The following is a 17,678-nucleotide window of genomic DNA, read 5'->3' as shown; positions in this document are numbered from 1 at the left end:
ATGCCACTGCCGTACGCCCGGTCCATTCCCGAAGCGCACCTGTACATGGAACTGCACCCGTGCGAGTGTGGCCACAGCGGGAGCACCGGCTACACGCACGCGTCGATCCAGACCGCCCAGGGGCTCGCGTCGGAGCACTCGTTCGGCTGCGCGGGATGCGGCAGGCAACGCCGGTTCGTGTTCCGGATGCCCGGACTGGCACCCCGGCACGCCGACCGGTACGGCGGGCCCGAGCCGTCGCAGATCATCGACGCCGGCGAATGGCGCATGATCTCCCTCGCGTACATGGGGGAACTGGACCGCGTCCGTGCCCGGCCGGACGAGCTGCGCAAAATGCTCGAGGAGGCACTGGCCGCGTACCAGGAGCTGCTCAAGTTCATCCCGGCCGGCCAGGAAGGGATGCCCGACTCGGCGTTCTTCACCGAACGCGGGCGGCGGATCAGGGAGGGTGAGCCGCCGAACTCCTTCTCCCGGCACTTCCTGGAAGCCATGGTCGACGGCGTCCGGCAGGACCTGGCGGCCGTCCGATGACGGACCCGGTGCTGGCGGGCCTTCGGGAACGGCTGGAGCGCTACCGCGGCACCGGGGACCGGGAAGCCGTCCTCGCGTTCGACGTGGGCCTGGAGCTGGACGCCCTCCTCGGTCCGAACGAGGGCTTCGACGCCGAGGCGGCGCACGTGGGCGGGACCGTGTACTGGGCGCGCTACCGCGCCGGCAGCACGTCCGAGCGGGACCTCGCCGAGGCGCTCAGGCTGCTGGCACTTATCGACGACCGTGCCGAGGGATACGAGATCCCCGGTCCGGTCCGGCTGATCCTGGCCTGCCGCGATGGCCGCTGACCGGACACGTGCCGCTTTCGACGCGGCGGTCGACGAGCTGAACCGCTCGTCCCTGCGGGTCGTCGATCCGACCCCGGCCCAGTGGCGGCGCATCCTGCGCGAGAACACCGAAACCGAGGTCTTCCGGCACCGGATCGCTCCCGTGTCGGGCCGATTCGACGCTTCCCGTTCGCCGTCCGGCACTTGGGACCAGGACGACATCGCCGCACATCTGCGCGAACTGGGCGGCGCCGTGCTGGCGCAGTGGGAGCGGACGCACGACCGGCGTGCTCTGCGCATCGCGGTCGCGCTCTGGCGTGATGTGGTCGCGCGGGCGTGGCTGACCGACATCGCGACGTCGATCGGCGACCTCGCGGCCAGGTTCCTGGACCGCTACCAGGAGACCGCGGCGCTGCCCCTGCTCGACATGGCCGTCCGGCTCGGGCAGGACGCGGTGTTCGACCCGCTCGCGTTCCAGCAGTCCCAGCCGCGCCGGTTGCTCGTCCTGGCCGACGCGTTGCGCTGCCGGTACGAGTACACGGGCGACCGGGCCGCGCTGGTCGAGTCCCTGGCCCGGTACCGGGAGGCGTCCTCCGGCGTCACAACGCGGCCGGAAGCGCTGGCCGGGATCGTCGCGATGCAGGCCCACCGGGACGTGCTGACGGGCCGCTCAGGCACCCCGCGCCCGGTCGAACTCTGCAGGAACGATGGGCCGTTGGCCCGTGCCGCCGCTCTCACCGAGCAGAGCGCGGCATGGCTCGACGGATTCCGGCGCACCGGCGACTCACCGCGGCTCGACGAGGCGATCGGCGCCCTGCGGTCCGCGCTGGAACTCACGCCGGCGGACCACCGGGACCGCCCGCTGCGCATGGCCCGGCTCGGCGCCGCGTTGCGGCAGGCGTTCCTGCGCCGCCCCCATGTACCCGTGCTGGACGAGTCGGTGGCGCTCTGCCGGGCCGCGCTGGCGTTGCCGATCGACCGGCCCGGCGTGCGGGCCGAGGCGATGACCGGGCTGGCGCTCGCTCTGCGGGACCGGCACGGCGCCGAGGGTGGCGCGCCCGAACATCTCGCCGAGGCCGGTCTTTTGGCGGCGGAACTGGCCCACGCGTACCCGCCCGGACACCCCGAGCGGGCCGCCGTGCTCGACGAACTGGCCGATCTGTCACCCGATCCGGTAAGGCTCGCTCCGTCGCACGAAGACCCCGGCCGAGCGGGTCGGCTGCTGGACCTGGCGGCGTCGCTGCCCCCTTCGGACGCACACCGGGCGGTGGCGGCGTACGCGGAGGCGGCCAGGACGCCGGGCGCGCCGCTGAGGGTCCGCGGACTGGCAAGCCAGCGCTGGGGCCGATCGGCGGCGGAACAAGGCGACTTCGCCGGAGCCGAGCAGGCGTTCCGGTTGACCGTCGACCTGTTGCCGGACCTGGTGTCGCGACTGGAGCAGCGGGACGACCAGGAGTATCAGCTGATGCCGTTCGGGGGCCTGGCCTCGGACGCGGCGGCCTGCCTGCTGAACCGCGGCGCGGATCCCGCCGAAGCCCTGGACCTGCTGGAACGCGGACGTTGCGTCCTGTTCTCGCATGCGCTGGGGGAGGTGCCCGAGCGGGTCGACGAGGTCGTGCGGTCCCAGGTCGCGGCCGCGGGCCCTGTCGTGGTGGTCAACGTCAGCCGGCTCGGCAGCCACGCCATCGCGCTCACGGCCGCCGGAACAGAGGTGATTCCCCTGCCGGGCCTCACCCCGGAAGCGGTAGAGGATCGCCGTATCGCTCTGGACCTGGCCCAGGATCTGATTCGTTCCCCGACCGTCGAGCCGGATCTGCGGTGGGCCGCGAACCGGTCCGTGACGCGCCTGTTGGGCTGGCTCTGGGACACGGTGACGGGCCCCGTGCTGGAGACGCTCGGCCTCGAACCGGCGTCCGATCCGCTGCCCAGGCTCTGGTGGCTGCCGACCGGGCAGTTGTCGCTGCTGCCGGTGCACGCGGCCGGACACCACACGGCGCGGGACGGGCGCACGGTGTTCGACCGGGTGGTCGGCTCCTGCACCCCCACGCTGCACCAGCTGCTGCGCGCCCGACTCCGCGGCGCGCACCGGCCACCGGACCGCTCGCTCGTCGTCGCCATCGGGGACCTGCCCGACTACCGACTGCCCGCCGCCGGAAGGGAGGCCGAGGTCGCCGGTGCGCGGCTGCCGGGAGCCCGGATGCTGCTGGACGGGGCGGCCGACCCCGACAGCGTGCGTGAGGAACTGGCTACGGCGGCCTGGGTCCACATCGCCTGCCACGCCACCACGGACGTCGGCGAACCCTCGGCGAGCCGACTGGCCCTGGCTGGGGGAGCGCTGTCCGTCGTGGACATCGGACGGCTGCGCATCCCGGACGCCCACTTCGCCTATCTGTCCGCCTGCGGTACGGCGCGCGGCGGCGAGGTGTTGTCCGACGAGGTCATCCACATCTCGTCGGCGTTCCAGCTGGCCGGATACTCGCATGTGATCGGGACCCTGTGGCCCATAGTCGACGATGTGGCCGCCCGGATCGCCGATGACGTCTACGCGGAACTGCCCGGCGGCGCGGATCCGGCGCGCCGCCTGCACGCCGCCGTCAGGGGCGTTCGTGACGAGTACGCCGGCAACAGCCCGTTGCTGTGGGCGTCGCACCAGCACATCGGACCCTGACCGGACGGGTCCCTTCGCGCCTGCGCGGCGGACCGGCCCTCGGCCGGAGTCCGCCGGGCAGGACGAAGGGACCCGCCGCGACCGGGCACTGTTGGTGAACGGGTGTCCGCGACCGGCCCGGTCCCTTCACTCCCGGTGCGTGCCGGTCCGCGGGCCGGGGACCGTCAGGGGCTGGCCCCGTCGAAGCCGTAGCGCAGCGGCTGCTCCTTCGCCCGAGGGTCGAGTCGATAGACGTACAGGGCTTCCACCCGCATGCCCTCGGGTGGCGCCTCGACCTCGCACGGCCAGGTGACCTGAACCACCGGTGGCCGGCTGGTGACCCACATGCGCAGCCCGTGTGCGGGGCCGCCGTCGAGCATCGCGATCTGCTGGTTCGCCTGAGTGTCGGAGGTATCGGCATCCATGTCTACACTTTAATGGTTGCGCAATACGTGAATAGTCGTGAGCTGTGTCACGCCGGACGGCCTTCCGTGGCGCCGTCCGGCGGCGGAACGTGGAGCAGGTGCGGTCCGGGGCGATGGAATCGAACGGCGCCGGGGGCACGGGGGTCGGTCGATCAACGGACGGCAGTCGGCGCGAGGGGCGCCGCAAGGGCCACGCGTACGGAGTCGGCCAGTGCGACCGGGTCGCCCGTGGGCTTCACCGGGTAGCTCTTGCGCTCCAGGTTCCAGGCGTTGTCCCGTGCGAACCAGTCGATCGCGGCCGGGGGCCGGCCGGTGGTCAGGGCCGTGTCGAGGGAGGCGAGGTAGAGCGTCCAGCGTTCGGCGTAGAAATCGCGGACCAGTCCCGACCATTCGCGGTTCGCGTAGTCGCGCAGCCCGCCGGACTCGCTGCCGGAACGATGGCCCCAAGTGGTCAGGATCGAGCGGGCGTCGAACTCCGCGGCGGCCCGCTCGGCATCGGAGCCGCCCCAGGACCTGGCGTCCTTGAGCCAGGGCCCCAGCATGAACCGCCGGTCGGAGGCCAGCAGCCGGTCCAGCAGGGCGAGGTCCCGCTTCCACTCCGTGGCCCGTTGCCGGTACAGGGCAAGGTCCTTCTCCTCGTACGCGGACCTGATCCGGGGCAGCAGCGTACGGCTGCGATTGGCCAGCGCCTGCCGGGCCACATCCACCACATCGAACCGGTACGCATCCGACTTCCGCAGTTCGGGGGCGACTTGGAGCAACTCCGTGAGAGCCCGCTGCACCGTCGACGCGTCGTACCGCATGGACGACGGGCTCCAGCTGGCCGCGGAGCCCGCGGTCAGTGCGGGGCGTGCGGTGAACAGGCTGTCCTGGGACTCGCTCCAGGTGCCGGACGGCGTGCTGTAGGGGCCCGCCCGCAGCAGTTCCCATGCCTTGGCGGCATGCGGGTCGGCGCCGCCGTAGCGGCGTTCCGCGTAGTCGGCGAACCAGGCCGCGTCGTCGGAAGGAGCGCTTTGCCAGGCGAGTTCGGTGAAAAGCTCGTATGCGACGGGGTTGCCGCCGGTGCCCTCCGGCAGGTAGGCGATTCCCCGGAGCGCGCTGCCCGGCTTGGTACGCCATTCGTTGAACCGGGCTGTCCAGACTGCGGAGTTGGCCCCGATCGTGGTGTGACCACCGAAGTTGGGGATGGTTCCGAAGGCGTACGGCGTGCCGTGCCAGGCGGCCTCCCGGTCCAGGCCGTTGTAGCGGTCGGCCAGTCCGTCGACGATGAACAGCCTGCTCCTGTCGACCGCGTCGATGAGCTGCGTCGACGGATTGCTCTGCCAGCCGAGCAGCACCCAGGTTGCGCCCGGGTGCGCGGTCTGCAGAGCGTTCATGACGGCCCGAGCCGCGTCCGCGATGGGTACATCGCCCGGCCTGCCGCCTTCGTGCAACAGATCCATCTTGTACATGGCGGAGTCACCGAACAGCCTTCTCTGGTGACGGTAGAAGGCCTCGGCGACCTTCGGGAACATTTCGCCGCGCGGGTCCAGCCAGTCCGGCCGCTCGAAACCGACCCAGTCGCCCTGCGGTACCACGGGGCCCGTCGGGTTGCGGTCCGTGAACCCGGGCGGGACCGTGCCGTAGTAGCCGGGCAGGACCGGGGTCATACCGAGCAGACGCAGCCGATCGGCGATCCTGCGGCCGAGCGCGGCGCGCCGGTCCAGCAGCTTCTCGCCGACCGGGCCACCGAAGCCGGACATGTTCTGCATCAGCCACCACGACTGGTGCGCCGGACCGGGAATCCAGGACGCGAGGTCCTTCTTCGCGTACCCGAACTCTTGGAACGTGTCGTAGTACACGGCGTCCGCGCCCATCTGGACGAACACCTCGTTGACGCCGTGCAGGGCCAGGACGTCGATCTGCTTCTCGTACGAGGCCCAGTCCCGGTACGCGCCGGAGTAGCCGTCGTCCGTGTCGTTGAGGGCGAACCGGTGCGGCACGGAGGCGTCCCGGCGGACCGTGCCGACGGGCGCGGGGAGCCTCTTGGGAAGTCTCGACGTGCTGTCACCGGGCCAGCCGATGTCCACCTTCGCCGTGTACTTCAGGTACCAGTCGACTCCGCTGAGCAGCACGGCGGGGCTGGTCCCCCGAACCCGCACGTGGCCCGTGGTCCCGGAGACGGCGAAGTAGTCACCGGACGTGGGACGGTCCACCGCCACGAGGTCGAACTGCCCGGCGTGCCGGGGGAGAAGGCGGCGCAGGGCCGCCTCGGCCGGCCCGGTGGCGAAGACGGGTCCGCCACGGGGAGCCGCCTCGGCGGGAGCGGCGGGAGCGTTCAACACCGCGGCCAGCACCGTGAGGGCGGTCGTGCAGACGACGATCCAGGATCTGAGGCTTCTCAACGTTGACCTCGTCCGACGAAGGGATGCGGAGGTTTGCCGAGTACATGGAGCGGGCGCGCATCAGACTTACTAACGGAGCATTCGTTAATATGGGCGGACCGTGCCGTGACCGTCAAGAGCGCCGCCCGTCCGCGCTCTCGAAGCACTGGGTAGAGTGCCGACAGGGGGGTCCTGCAAGGGAGTTGACACAATGTCAGTCCACAGAGCGGCAGCCACCGGCCCGCACGTCCTGCGCCGGATGAACGTCGCCGCGGTCCTGGCCGCACTGCGGGAGGGGGACGCCCCCACCGCCCGCGTCACCGACCTCGCCGCGCTCACCGGGCTGTCACGGCCCGCGGTGACCAGGGCCCTGGGCGAACTGAGGGACTGCGGACTGGTGGAGTTCACCACAGCCGTCGGACCACAACAGCTCGGTCGGCCCGCCCAGTACGCCAGGTTCCGCGCCGAGGCGGGGCACGTCGCGGGGGTCGACATCGGCCCGCACAAGGTGCTGGTGGTGATCGCGGACCTGGCGGGCCAGGTGCTGGCCACGCATCGGGTCGCCGTGGACAGGGGTACGGCCGGGCCGCGCCTGTTCGCCACGGTCCGGGCCGCGCTGACGGCGGCGGCGGCCGAGGCGGACGTGCCGCTGTCGAGCCTGTGGGCGGTGAGTGCGGGCACCCCCGGGATCGTCGACCGGGAGCGGGGCGAGGTGCTGCTCGCGCCCAGCATTCCCGACTGGGCCGGGCTGCCGGCCGCATCGCTGCTGCGCGAGTGGCTGCACTGTCCGGTGTCCATCGAGAACGACGTCAACCTCGCGGTGCTGGCCGAGCGTTGGCGCGGCGCCGCAACCTCCTCGGCGACCGGCAGGGGCGACGACGCCGGTATGCGTACCGACTGCCTGGTCTTCGTCCAGTGGGGAAGGCGCATCGGCACCGGCATCGTCATCGGCGGCCGCCCCTACCGGGGCAATTCGGCCGCCGCCGGTGAGCTGGGATTCATCGACCTCATGGGAGATTCCGGCCCGGTCCCCGGACCGCGTCCGGCCGACGGCATGGGGCCGTTCGAACGGCTCGTCGGCGCCGAGGCCATTCACCGGCTGGCCCTGGAGGCCGGTGCTCCCGTCGGCGCCGCCCATGACATCGCGCCACTCTTCGCGGCGGCCGAGGCGGGGGACCGGACCGCCGTCGACGTGGTGGAACGGGTGGCCGCCCGGTTCGCCCGCGGACTCGCCGTGCTCCTGCTCGTCCTCGATCCGGGCCGGGTCGTCGTCGGGGGCGGTGTCTCGCGGGCGGGCGACACCCTGCTCGAACCGGTGCGCAGGCATCTGCGATCCCGCACCCTGGTGCCGGTGGAACTCAACGCGTCGGTGCTCGGTGAACGAGCCGTCGCGCTGGGGGCGGTGCGTCACGCCCTGAACGTCGCCGAAGAACGTGTGACGACGACCCACCAAGGCGTGATGTAGCGACGGGGCGGGGGTGGTGCCCGGCGGACGGAGAACGGCGCCGGGCGGAGTGACGGAGGCGTACCGACTGCCGCTGTCACCCGGACGGTCGGCCGGTGTCACCCCGTTGCGCTCCGGGCCGTGCCGTCACCGCGGGGCCCGGTGACGCTGGGTCCGGCGTCCTTCCCCTCGGTGGAGCGCCCCAACCCCTCGTCGGTGCTGTTCGTTTGCTGGGAGTGTGTGATGGATCTGCGTCTGACAGGCAAGACGGCCGTGGTCACCGGCGCCGGCCGGGGCATCGGCCTTGCCGTGACACGGGCCCTCGCCGACGAAGGCGTGCGAGTGGTCGCGGCCTCCCGGACCCTCACCGAACCGCTGTCCGAGCTGACGGCGCGCGAGGACGTCCACTTCGTGCGGGCGGACCTCACCCGGCCCGACGGTGCCGACGAACCGGTGGCGGAAGCGGTCGACCGGTACGGAGGCCTGGACATCCTCGTCAACAATGTCGGGGCCGTGCGTCCGAGAGCGGGCGGTTTCCTGTCCGTCGGCGACGACGAATGGACGTGGGCGCTGACGGTCAACCTCCTCACCGCGGTGCGCACCACACGCGCCGCCCTGCCGCACCTGATCGCAAGCGGCTCCGGCTCGATCGTGACGGTCGGTTCGGTGAGCGCCTTTCTGCCCGACCCCTCGGTCATCGACTACGGAGCGAGCAAGGCGGCCCTGAGCAACTTCTCCAAGGCGCTGTCCAAGGAGGTCGGCCCGCACGGGGTACGGGTGAACACCGTCAGCCCCGGTCCCGTCGCCACGGACCTCTGGCTGGGCGAGGGAGGCATCGCGCAGACCGTCGCGGCGGTCGCCGGCAGCGAACCGGACGACATCGCCCAGGGGTTCGCCGCCCAGGCGGTGACCGGGAGGTTCAGCCGGCCGGAAGAAGTCGCCGATCTGGTACTGCTGCTGGCGAGCGGCCGGTCCGGCAACGTCACCGGATCGGAATTCGTCATCGACGGAGGACTCGTCACGACGCTGTGACGGGGAACGACCTGTTGCAGGAGGGGATCGGCACGGGAGATAGGAAGGGATCGGCACGGGAGATAGGGAGGGGATCGGCACGGGAGAAGGAACGGGACATCGCATGCCACCCTCATTCGGCCGACGTGCCCTGCTGCTCGGCACCGGCGGACTGCTCGCGGGACCCATGGGCTGCTCCGCGACCTCCCGGACGGAGGCCGCCCCGGCCACGTCCGTATCCCGGTCCCCGCTCCCACTCCTGCCGACGACCACGGCCTGGCGTCCCGACCGGGGCGATGTGGACCCCGACGTGAAGCTGCGTGCCGTGCGGGTGGTGGAGGCGATCGGCGCCTGGCCCGGCGGCCAGGGCGGTGCGGCGGCGGCGAAGAGACGGGTGGCCGCGCTGGGGGCGGCGCCGTCACTGGTGGACCGGGCGGGCGCGCTGCGCCCCGACGCGGACCGGGCCGCACTCCAGGTGATCGACGCGCAGTACGGCGGGATTCTGGCCGACTCGGCCAGTGTGCTGGTGGTGTGCCGTCAGTGGACACCCGGCCACGCGGGCGGCACGACCGTCGACGTACGGCTGAGCCGGGCCCGGCCTCACTGGGAGGTCACCGATCTCCACCCGGCCCGCCCCGGCCCCGCCGCAGCCGCGCTGCCCACTCAGGCCAAGCGGGTGCTGGCCGAACCGCGGATTGATCTGCCGCCCGCGGCCGAGGCGGACATCCGCAGCGGGCACGTCCACCCGAGCGTGCTGCGGGCCCTGCTGAGCCTGGCCGGAACGTACCGGATGGACCTCAGCGTGATCCGCTCCGGGCACCCGCTGTACGTGTTCGGCACCGACCGGCCCAGCGATCACCCACCGGGCCGGGCCTTCGACGTGGGGCGGATCGACGGGCACATGGTCGTCGATCCGGCCACGTCGCGCCGGTTGATCGAGTCGTTCATGCGCGACGCGGCGGCGGCCGGCTCGTACAACGTCGGCGGGCCGGTCCGGCCCTCCGGAGGCGCGACGGCGTATCAGTTCTTCACCGACGCCACCCATCACGACCATGTCCACGTGGGATTCACGGACTGAGGACCGCTCAGGCGCGCTGGTCGAGGCCCGCCCCCAGCGGCGGCTGCGGGGCGTCGAGCAGCGAGGTGTCCACCTCGCCGACGCCCCAGCCGTACGCCAGCTTGTGCACTTCCAGTACGAAGAAGGAGTCGGTCGAGACGATTCCGTCGATCTGATGCAGTCTGCGGTTCATCAGATCGGTGAAGTGGTCGGTGTCCCGGCAGATCACCTCCACCATCACGTCGTAGGTGCCCGCCGTCATGATGACGTAGGAGGTCTCGGGCAGTTCCCTCAGCCGTCGGCAGACCTCCTGGGCGCTGCCCGGCCTCACCCGGATGCCGACCATGGCGAACCGGTCGAAGCCGATGGTCAGCGGGTTGGCGATACCGACGATCTGGAGAGTGCCGTTCTCCTCCATGCGCTGGACGCGGTAGCGCACGGAGGAGGCGGGGATGTCGAGTTCCTCGGCGATCTGGCTGTACGGGCGGCGGCCGTCCGCTTGGAGTGCGGCGATGATCTGGCGGTCGGTGTCGTCCAGGGGGCTGCCACCCAGCGTGCTCATGCTGTTGCTCCGGCTCTCGTCTACGGCCCGTCACGGTGTGCGGGCCTGGATCTTCGGTCGTGCGGCCTATCCTGCCCGGCTCAGGAATCGAAACCGAGGCCGAGTCGGTCCAGGGTGCGCAGCCACAGATTTCGATGGCCGTGCGTGTCCTCGCGGGCCATGGACCAGCGGGTGGCCTCGACGCCCAGATACCGGACCGGCTCCGGAGGGAAGGGCATCGGGGGCCGACGGATCATCGCGGGCCGGAGCCGGTCCGTGCGCCTCCCCGCGAGCAGGTCCAGCATGACCTGGGCACCGTACCGGGTGGCGCCGACGCCGAGCCCGGTGAAGCCGAGCGCGTAGGAGATCCGGCCGTGTGCCGCGGTGCCGGCGAACATGCAGAAGCGGGTGGTGGAGTCGATGACACCGCCCCAGGAGTGCGAGAAGCGGACATCGGCGAGGGCGGGAAAGGCCTCGGCGAACTGGGCGGCGAGGGTGTCGAAGGTGGCGGGTCGCTGGGTGAGCCGTTCGTCGACCCGATTGCCGTAGTGGTAGATGGCGTCGTAGCCGCCGAAGAGGATGCGGTTGTCGTCGGTCTTGCGGAGATAGTGGAACTGATTGCCCGCGTCGGTGATTCCGTGGTCGCCGATCCAGCCGATGGCGGCAAGCTGCTCGTCGCTCAGGGGCTCGGTGGTCAGGGCGTAGTCGTAGACCGGGATCATGCTGAGCGAGAGGCGCCTCAGCAGGGGCCGGTAGACATTGGTGGCGAGAGCGACCTGCCGGGCGCCGACCGCCGCGTACGGGGTGGCGAGGCGCACCCGGCCGGCATGACGGGTGGTCAGGGCGGTGACCTCGGTGTGCTCGGCGATGCGGACCCCGAGGTCCAGGCAGGCGGCGCGCAGGCCCCAGACGAGCCGGGCGGGGTCCAGGAGCGCGTAGTCGGGGGACCAGAGGCCGGCGGTCCAGCCGGGGGAGTCGATGTACGCCCGCAGTTCCGCACGGTTCAGCAGCCTGGTCCGCTCGCCGTACCGGTGGGCGAGCGTATGGGCGCTGTTGAGTCCTTCCGCCTGCCAGGGCGTGGCGGCGACGGTGACCTTGCCGCCGCGCACGAATCCGCAGTCGATGCCGTGGGTGTCCAGGTCGCGCCGGAAGGCCTCGAAGTTCTCCATGCCCAGGCGGTGCAGCAGCCGGGCCTCGGCGGGCCAGCGGTCTGCGCCGTTGGCGAGGCCGTGGGTGAGGCTGGGTGAGCAGAAGCCGCCGTTGCGGCCGCTGGCCGCGTGGCCGCAGGTGTTCTGTTCGAGGACGAGGACGTCCCGTTCCGGGTCGGCGCGTTTGGCGAGCAGCGCGGTCCACAGGCCGGTGTAGCCACCGCCGACGACGGCGAGATCGCAGGTGGTGTCGGCGGTCAGCCGGGGCAGGGACGTGGGGTGCTCGGGCCGGTCCAGCCAGTAGGGGGCGGCCTCCGTGTCACGCAGGCGGCTGCGGTGGTCGGTGGGGCGGGGGGCGGCGGTGGTCATGTGGCGGGTACCTCGTTGCCGGCGTGGTGGGGCAGCGTGGGCCGGGGCCCCGACGCTGGTCGGGGCCCCGGTCGGCGGCGGGCGGGAGCGGGCGGGGCGGTCAGAGACTGATGACGCCGGTGCGGGTGTCGGTCATGTCCATGAGCGTCCACTTGCCGCCGATGCGGCCCCAGCCGGTGGACCGGCTGCCGGCGCCGCCGAACGGCATGTTGATGTCCCACCAGTTGTTGCTCTCGTTCACGACGACCTGGCCGACGGCCATTTCCTCGATGAAGCGGAACGCGGAGGTCATGCTCCGGGTGAAGACGGCGCCCTGGAGGCCCAGCTTGTCGTCGTTGGCGATGCGCAGCAGATCGTCCTCGTCCTGTCCGGTGATGATCGGGACGACGGGTCCGAAGGACTCCTCACGGGACAGCAGACTGTCCTCGGGGACCCCGTCCACCACGGTGAACTCGTAGTAGAGATCGGTGGGGTGGCCGGAGGCACGCTTGCCGCCGAGCAGGATGCGTGCGCCCCGCTCGCGGGCGTCGGCCATGTGCCGGTCCATCTTGGCCGCGACGCCCTCGTTGTTGAGGGGGCCGAGCACGGTCTTGGGATCGAACGGGTCGCCGAGGGTGATGCGCTGGGCCTCGCGCAGGACGGCCTCGACGAACTCGTCATGGATGTCGGCATGCACGATGACGCGTTCGGTGGCGCAGCAGACCTGCCCGGCGCACGGGTAGGCGCCGTCGACGGCGGCCTTGGCGGCAGCCTCGACATCGGCGTCGGCGAGCACGACGAGCGGGCCGTTGCCCGAGCACTCCATGATCGAGCGCTTGAGTCCGGCGGCGGACTGGATCTTCGCCCCGGTCGCGGAGGAGCCGATGAAGCCGATCGCGTGAATGCCCTCGTGACGCACCAGCGCGTCGCCGGTTTCGCCCTCACCGGGCACGATGTTGACGAGGCCGGCGGGCAGCCCGGCGGCGACGAACGCCTCCATCGCCCTGAGGACGGTCAGCGGGGTGTTCGCCGGCGGCTTGACGACATGGGCGTTGCCGGTGGCGAGGCCCGGGGCGACGAACTCCGCGAGCATCAGCAGCGGGAAGTTCCACGGCGTGATGATGCCCCATGTGCCCACCGGACGCTGGAAGGTGAACATCCGCTTGGTGTTGTCGGTGGAGGGCAGCGTCTCGCCGTGCAGCCGTACGGCGTCCTCGGCGTGCAGATGGAAGAGCTTGGCCGCCTCCTCGATGTCGGCGACGGACTCGGCGAGCGGCTTGCCCTGTTCCAGGGACTGGAGGCGGGCGAGTTCGTCCACGCGCCTGCCGAGCTCCGTTCCGATGCGGTGACAGAGCTCGGCGCGGGTCCACACATTGGTCGCGGCCCAGGCCGGCTGGGCCTCGTTCGCGGCACGCACGGCGGCGTCGACATCGGCGGCCGCGGGCAGGGGGAAGCTGCCCACGAGTTCGCCCGTCGCGGGGCTGATGACCTCATGGATGTTCCCGGAGGTGCCGTCGGTGAAGGCGCCGTCGATGAAGAGCTGGTGCCGGTCGGAGGTCGGGGTGGTCATGCGTTGGCCTCTCTGTCCTGTCCTGAACGGGAAAGGGCGCGTCGGCTCGGAGCCGCGCCGTCCCGGGTCCGGTGCGAAGCGATGACTGGAGACTCCCCGAGCAATCAGGAACTGTCAAGACTGCTGAATCAGCAATCAATTAATTGGATCACTGCTCATTCATGAGTATTGACAGGCGTTTTTCGCTTCCCTTATAACCAGGCCACATCGGCACTCCTGCCTGCGCCCACCCTGAGGGGAACGCCATGTCATCCCAGCCACAAACGCCGGCCCCGCCCTCTTCGGACCCTTCGCACCCGTCGGGAGCGGCGGCCGCCGCACTGCCGAAGAAGATGAGCTGGTTCGACGGATTCGCGATGTCGCTGACCATGCCCGCGGCGCTGATCGCCTCGCTCGGCGCCTCCATCGGCGGTCTCGGAGCCTGGGGTGCCATCGCCCTGTGGGCCGCCTCGATGGTGCTGGCCACGGCGACCAACTGGATCTACACCGAACTGGCCGCGATGTTCCCCGACTCCTCCGGAGGGATCGCGCACTACGCGACCGAGGGCTGGAAGAAGCGGGCACCCGTGGTGGGCCCGATCGCGAGCATCGGCTACTGGTTCCCCTGGACCACGGCCCTCGCGGTCTACTCCGGGCTCATCGGCTCCTTCGTCCGGGCCCAGTGGTTCCCCGGCCAGGACTGGAGCGTGGAGTTCGGACCGCTGAAGGTGGACTTCCCCATAGCGGTGGGCCTGCTCGTCATGCTGCTGCTGTTCGGCGCCGCGATGATCGGCCTGCACGTCGCCATGTGGGTCGTCTACGTCACCGGCGGTGCGCTGCTGATCCCGCTCGCCGTCTTCATCGTCCTGCCGTTGTTCTCCGGTGACTGGAGCGCACAGGGCCTGCACTGGAACCTGCACGGTGCCGCGGGACTGCGCGAGGCCCTGGTGTGGCTGTACGTCATGGCGTGGACCTCGTTCGGTGTGGAGGTGTGCGCGACCTTCGCGCCCGAGTACAAGGACACGGTGCGCGACACCACCCGGGCCTTGCGCGCAGGGGTGCTGTTCTCCCTGGGGGTCTTCATCCTGCTGCCGCTGACCCTGTCGGGATACGTCGGCGAGAAGGCCATCGGCGAGGAGCCCACCACCTTCTTCGTCGGCGCCTTCCAGGATCTGGTGGGCGGTGCCTCCGACCTCATGGTGGTCTTCCTGATCGCCTCGTTGCTCCTCATCATGATCACCGGCCTCGCCGACGGCTCCCGGGTGCTGTACGAGATGGGCAAGGCGGGACTCACCATCAAGCAGGTGGGGGTGCTGAACCGGCGCGGCGTGCCGGCCAGGGCCCTGCTGGTGGCCCTGGTGCTGAACGTCTTCGTGCTGACGGTGCTTCAGACCCCACTGGCCATCATCGTCACGGGCAACCTGGGGTACATCCTCGCCCATGTGCTGGCGGTCTCCGGATTCGCACTGCTGCGCAGGGACCGGCCCGACGCCGTGCGGCCCATCCGGCTGCCCCGGTTCTTCGTGCCGCTGGCCTGGACGCTCGCCGGCTTCCTCACCGTGGTTCTGGTGGTGGGCGCGACCGGATTCTCCATCACCGGGTACGGCGGCTACACCGAACTGGGTGTGGCGCTCGCCGTCCTGGTGGTGGCGGTGCTGCTGTGGCTGTACCGGATCAAGGTGCAGGACCGGCGGCCCGTCGACGACCGGCGGTCCACCGACGGCCGGCCGGCCTGACGCGGGCGGCGTCCACATCGCGTCAACGTGCTGGAAAACAGGCGGAAAGTGGTCCTGCGGACAAGAGTTGGTGCTCCCTAGTCTCGGGCCCATGCGTGTACTTTTCGCCTCGACCAGAGGATCGGGTCACTTCCACCCGCTCATTCCCTTCATCGACGCGTGCACGGCCCGGGGCGACGACGTCCTCGTCGTCGCCCCGCCGGGGCTCGAAGCGTCCTTGGCGGCCAGGGAGCAGCCGTACCGCATCGGCGGGGAACCGCCCCGCGACGAGCTGACGCGGGTGATGAAGCGCGTCCTGGAACTGCCCCCGGACGAGGGCGCTTCACTGATGACCACGGAGGTGTTCGGCCGGCTCGGTGTCGCCGCGATGCTTCCCGCACTGGAGGAGGCCTGCCGCACGTGGCGGCCCGACCTCGTGCTGCACGAGGCCTATGAGTTCGCGTCGGTGGTGGCCGCCGAGCGGCAGGGCATTGCGCACGCCCGGGTCGCGGTCTCGGCCGCGCGTTTCGCCCGGTCCACCGACGCATTGCTGGCCACCGTGCTGGAACCGTACGGCCCCGGCATCACGGAACGGCTCCGCGCGTCCCCGTATCTGACGCGGCTGCCGGCCTCCCTGGATCCCTCCCCGTACGCCGTGACACGCCGCTACCACGAGCTCTCGCGGCCCGGTGTGCTGCCGGACCGGTGGGGCGGCAGCACGGAACCTCTGGTCTACATCACCCTCGGCACCGAGGCGGGCGCCATGCCGACCGCCACCGCCCTGTACCGGGCAGTGCTGGAGGCGGTGAGCGGGCTGCCGGTACGGATACTGCTCACCGCGGGCCGCGGCACCGATCTGCAGGGCCTCGGACCGCTTCCGCCCCATGTCCATGTGGAGGCGTGGGTGCCGCAGGCCGATGTCCTCGACAGCGCCTCGCTCGTGGTCTGCCACGGTGGGTCGGGGACGGTCTTCGGGGCCCTGGCGGCAGGTGTCCCGTCGGTCTGCGTCCCCCTCTTCGCCGACCAACCGGTGAACGCCCTGCTGGTCACCGGGGCGGGTGCGGGACTCGCCGTCACCCCGACCGGTGGTCCGGCGGACGATTCGGCGGTGCTCGGCCCCGACGACGTCTCCCGCATCCGGTCTGCCGCCGAAGTGTTGCTCAAGGATCCGTCGTACCGGGCGCGGGCCGGCCGACTGGCCGACGAGATGCGGGCCACCACCACATGCTCAGAACTGATCGGCACTCTCGATCCGCACTCCTGAGCCGCGACCGCCTCGGCCGCTCCCCCGGCACACGTGCGGAAGGGGTGCCGCCGAACCGGACGGGCACGTCCGTACGGTGGGGTTCGGTGCGCAGGGGCGCTGCGACGGCGCACCGGCGGGCATGGGAAAGAGATGCCAGGAGTATCCGCACCCGTGATCAAGCTTGTCCGGCGCACCACCGAGCCGGTCGGAGCGCAGACCCTGCGCTCCACGGCAGCAGCCGTCATCGCCTACGTCGTGGCGGTGTGGACCCTTCCGCATCCGGCACCCCTCACGGCACCGCTCACCGCGCTCCTCGTCGTGCAGGTCACCCTCTACGCCACCCTCACCACGGGGATCCGCCGGGTGAACTCCGTTGTCGTCGGCGTGCTCATCGCCACTGTGTTCAGCTCCCTGGTCGGCCTGAGCTGGTGGAGTCTCGGACTGACGATCTTCGCCTCGCTGATCATCGGGCGGCTGGTGCGGGTGGACGAGTTCGTACCCGAGGTGGCGATCAGCGCGATGCTCGTACTGGGCGTGTCCCAGGTCGCCTCCACCGCCTGGGACCGTGTGCTGGAGACCCTGATCGGCGCAGGTGTGGGACTGCTGTTCAACCTGCTGTTCGCGCCGCCCGTGTGGGTGCAGTCCGCGGGTGCCTCCATCGACAGTCTGGCCAGGGCGATGGGGCGGATGTTCCGTGCGATGGGGGCGGACGTGGACGGGCACATCTCCGTCCAGCGGGCGGCCGACCGGCTCCATGAGGCCCGTCGGCTGGACCACGACATCGTGGAGGTCGACGCCTCGCTGCGGCAGGCCGAGGAGGGCCTCACCCTCAATCCGCGCGTCAGGCAGGGACTGCTGTACCGGGTCGTGCTCCGTACCGGTCTGGACACCCTGGAGATCTGTGCCGTGGTGCTGCGGGTGTTGTCACGCACGCTGACCGACCTGGCCAAGGCCCGTACCGACGAGACGCTGTTCCCCGCCGACGTGGCCGAATCCCTCAGGAAACTGTTCGGACAGATGGCCGACGCCATCGAGAGCTTCTCGGAGTTGATCACCACTCCGGTCGCGGAGAACGCCGAGGAGGCCGAGGACCGGCTGGCCCGCGCACTCGCCATCAGCCGCGCGACCCGCGACCGGGTGGCGGATCTGCTCCTCGATGACGTCTCGGAACATCCCGGGCAATGGCAGTTGCACGGGGCCCTGCTCGCAGAGGTCGACCGGATTCTGGACGAGCTCGACATCGACAAGCGCACGGAACGCCTCGGCAAGGAGCTCGACCGGCGCTCCGCGCAGGCGCACGACCGTCATCCCTGGCTGCACGCGGTGTCGCGACGGCTCGGAGGCACCCGGAACTGAGACGGCGCGG

Annotated in this window: 14 protein-coding genes; 9 read left to right on the top strand and 5 right to left on the bottom strand. The window is 71.0% G+C overall.

The window, feature by feature from the left end:
• Genes ACF1B9_RS07525 through ACF1B9_RS07515 form a run of 3 tightly spaced genes read left to right on the top strand, consistent with a single transcriptional unit; the run spans position 1 to position 3,486 of the window.
• Entirely contained in the window at positions 1-531 is a 531-nt protein-coding gene (locus tag ACF1B9_RS07525) for a hypothetical protein (RefSeq protein ID WP_391739597.1), read from the top strand.
• Positions 528-839, top strand: coding sequence for a hypothetical protein (locus tag ACF1B9_RS07520; RefSeq protein WP_391739596.1), 312 nt, complete (start codon positions 528-530; stop codon positions 837-839). The genes ACF1B9_RS07525 and ACF1B9_RS07520 overlap by 4 nt, the downstream gene beginning before the upstream one ends.
• The gene (locus ACF1B9_RS07515; RefSeq protein WP_391739595.1) at positions 829-3,486 is read left to right on the top strand and encodes a CHAT domain-containing protein; all 2,658 of its coding nucleotides are present in this window, start codon (positions 829-831) and stop codon (positions 3,484-3,486) included. The genes ACF1B9_RS07520 and ACF1B9_RS07515 overlap by 11 nt, the downstream gene beginning before the upstream one ends.
• 164 nt (positions 3,487-3,650) lie before the next feature.
• Here ACF1B9_RS07515 and ACF1B9_RS07510 read toward each other — a convergent pair whose 3' ends face one another.
• Together ACF1B9_RS07510 and ACF1B9_RS07505 are read right to left on the bottom strand one after the other, a co-directional pair.
• Entirely contained in the window at positions 3,651-3,890 is a 240-nt protein-coding gene (locus ACF1B9_RS07510; RefSeq protein WP_351082184.1) for a hypothetical protein, read from the bottom strand.
• A gap of 152 nt (positions 3,891-4,042) precedes the next feature.
• A complete protein-coding gene (locus ACF1B9_RS07505) occupies positions 4,043-6,274 on the bottom strand; it encodes an alpha-N-acetylglucosaminidase (RefSeq protein ID WP_391739594.1) in 2,232 nt (743 codons plus the stop codon).
• A gap of 190 nt (positions 6,275-6,464) precedes the next feature.
• On the opposite strand from ACF1B9_RS07505, the gene ACF1B9_RS07500 reads away from it, so the two are divergent.
• From ACF1B9_RS07500 to ACF1B9_RS07490, 3 genes are all read left to right on the top strand, one after another.
• A complete protein-coding gene (locus tag ACF1B9_RS07500) occupies positions 6,465-7,718 on the top strand; it encodes an ROK family transcriptional regulator (protein WP_391739593.1) in 1,254 nt (417 codons plus the stop codon).
• A gap of 222 nt (positions 7,719-7,940) precedes the next feature.
• Positions 7,941-8,729: an oxidoreductase gene (locus tag ACF1B9_RS07495; protein ID WP_391739592.1), complete on the top strand. Its 789-nt coding sequence runs from the start codon at positions 7,941-7,943 to the stop codon at positions 8,727-8,729.
• A 103-nt stretch (positions 8,730-8,832) separates the two neighbouring features.
• The gene (locus ACF1B9_RS07490) at positions 8,833-9,786 is read left to right on the top strand and encodes a hypothetical protein (protein ID WP_391739591.1); all 954 of its coding nucleotides are present in this window, start codon (positions 8,833-8,835) and stop codon (positions 9,784-9,786) included.
• A gap of 7 nt (positions 9,787-9,793) precedes the next feature.
• Here ACF1B9_RS07490 and ACF1B9_RS07485 read toward each other — a convergent pair whose 3' ends face one another.
• From ACF1B9_RS07485 to ACF1B9_RS07475, 3 genes are all read right to left on the bottom strand, one after another.
• Complete coding sequence (locus ACF1B9_RS07485; RefSeq protein WP_376208477.1) at positions 9,794-10,327, bottom strand: Lrp/AsnC family transcriptional regulator; 534 nt, start codon at positions 10,325-10,327, stop codon at positions 9,794-9,796.
• A gap of 80 nt (positions 10,328-10,407) precedes the next feature.
• A complete protein-coding gene (locus tag ACF1B9_RS07480; protein ID WP_391739590.1) occupies positions 10,408-11,823 on the bottom strand; it encodes an NAD(P)/FAD-dependent oxidoreductase in 1,416 nt (471 codons plus the stop codon).
• A 100-nt stretch (positions 11,824-11,923) separates the two neighbouring features.
• Positions 11,924-13,372: an aldehyde dehydrogenase family protein gene (locus tag ACF1B9_RS07475; RefSeq protein ID WP_391739589.1), complete on the bottom strand. Its 1,449-nt coding sequence runs from the start codon at positions 13,370-13,372 to the stop codon at positions 11,924-11,926.
• A 245-nt stretch (positions 13,373-13,617) separates the two neighbouring features.
• Between ACF1B9_RS07475 and ACF1B9_RS07470 the strand changes: the two genes are divergently transcribed.
• From ACF1B9_RS07470 to ACF1B9_RS07460, 3 genes are all read left to right on the top strand, one after another.
• A complete protein-coding gene (locus ACF1B9_RS07470) occupies positions 13,618-15,087 on the top strand; it encodes an APC family permease (RefSeq protein WP_391739588.1) in 1,470 nt (489 codons plus the stop codon).
• 91 nt (positions 15,088-15,178) lie between these two features.
• Positions 15,179-16,330 (top strand): glycosyltransferase, encoded by a 1,152-nt coding sequence (locus ACF1B9_RS07465; RefSeq protein ID WP_391739587.1) that lies wholly within the window; start codon positions 15,179-15,181, stop codon positions 16,328-16,330.
• A gap of 132 nt (positions 16,331-16,462) precedes the next feature.
• Entirely contained in the window at positions 16,463-17,668 is a 1,206-nt protein-coding gene (locus ACF1B9_RS07460) for an aromatic acid exporter family protein (RefSeq protein WP_391739586.1), read from the top strand.
• Positions 17,669-17,678: the final 10 nt, after the last annotated feature.

The sequence above is a fragment of the Streptomyces sp. NPDC014727 genome, from assembly GCF_043083485.1.
In the GTDB taxonomy this organism is placed as follows: domain Bacteria; phylum Actinomycetota; class Actinomycetes; order Streptomycetales; family Streptomycetaceae; genus Streptomyces.
This window is presented reverse-complemented; position numbering and strand designations above follow the sequence as displayed.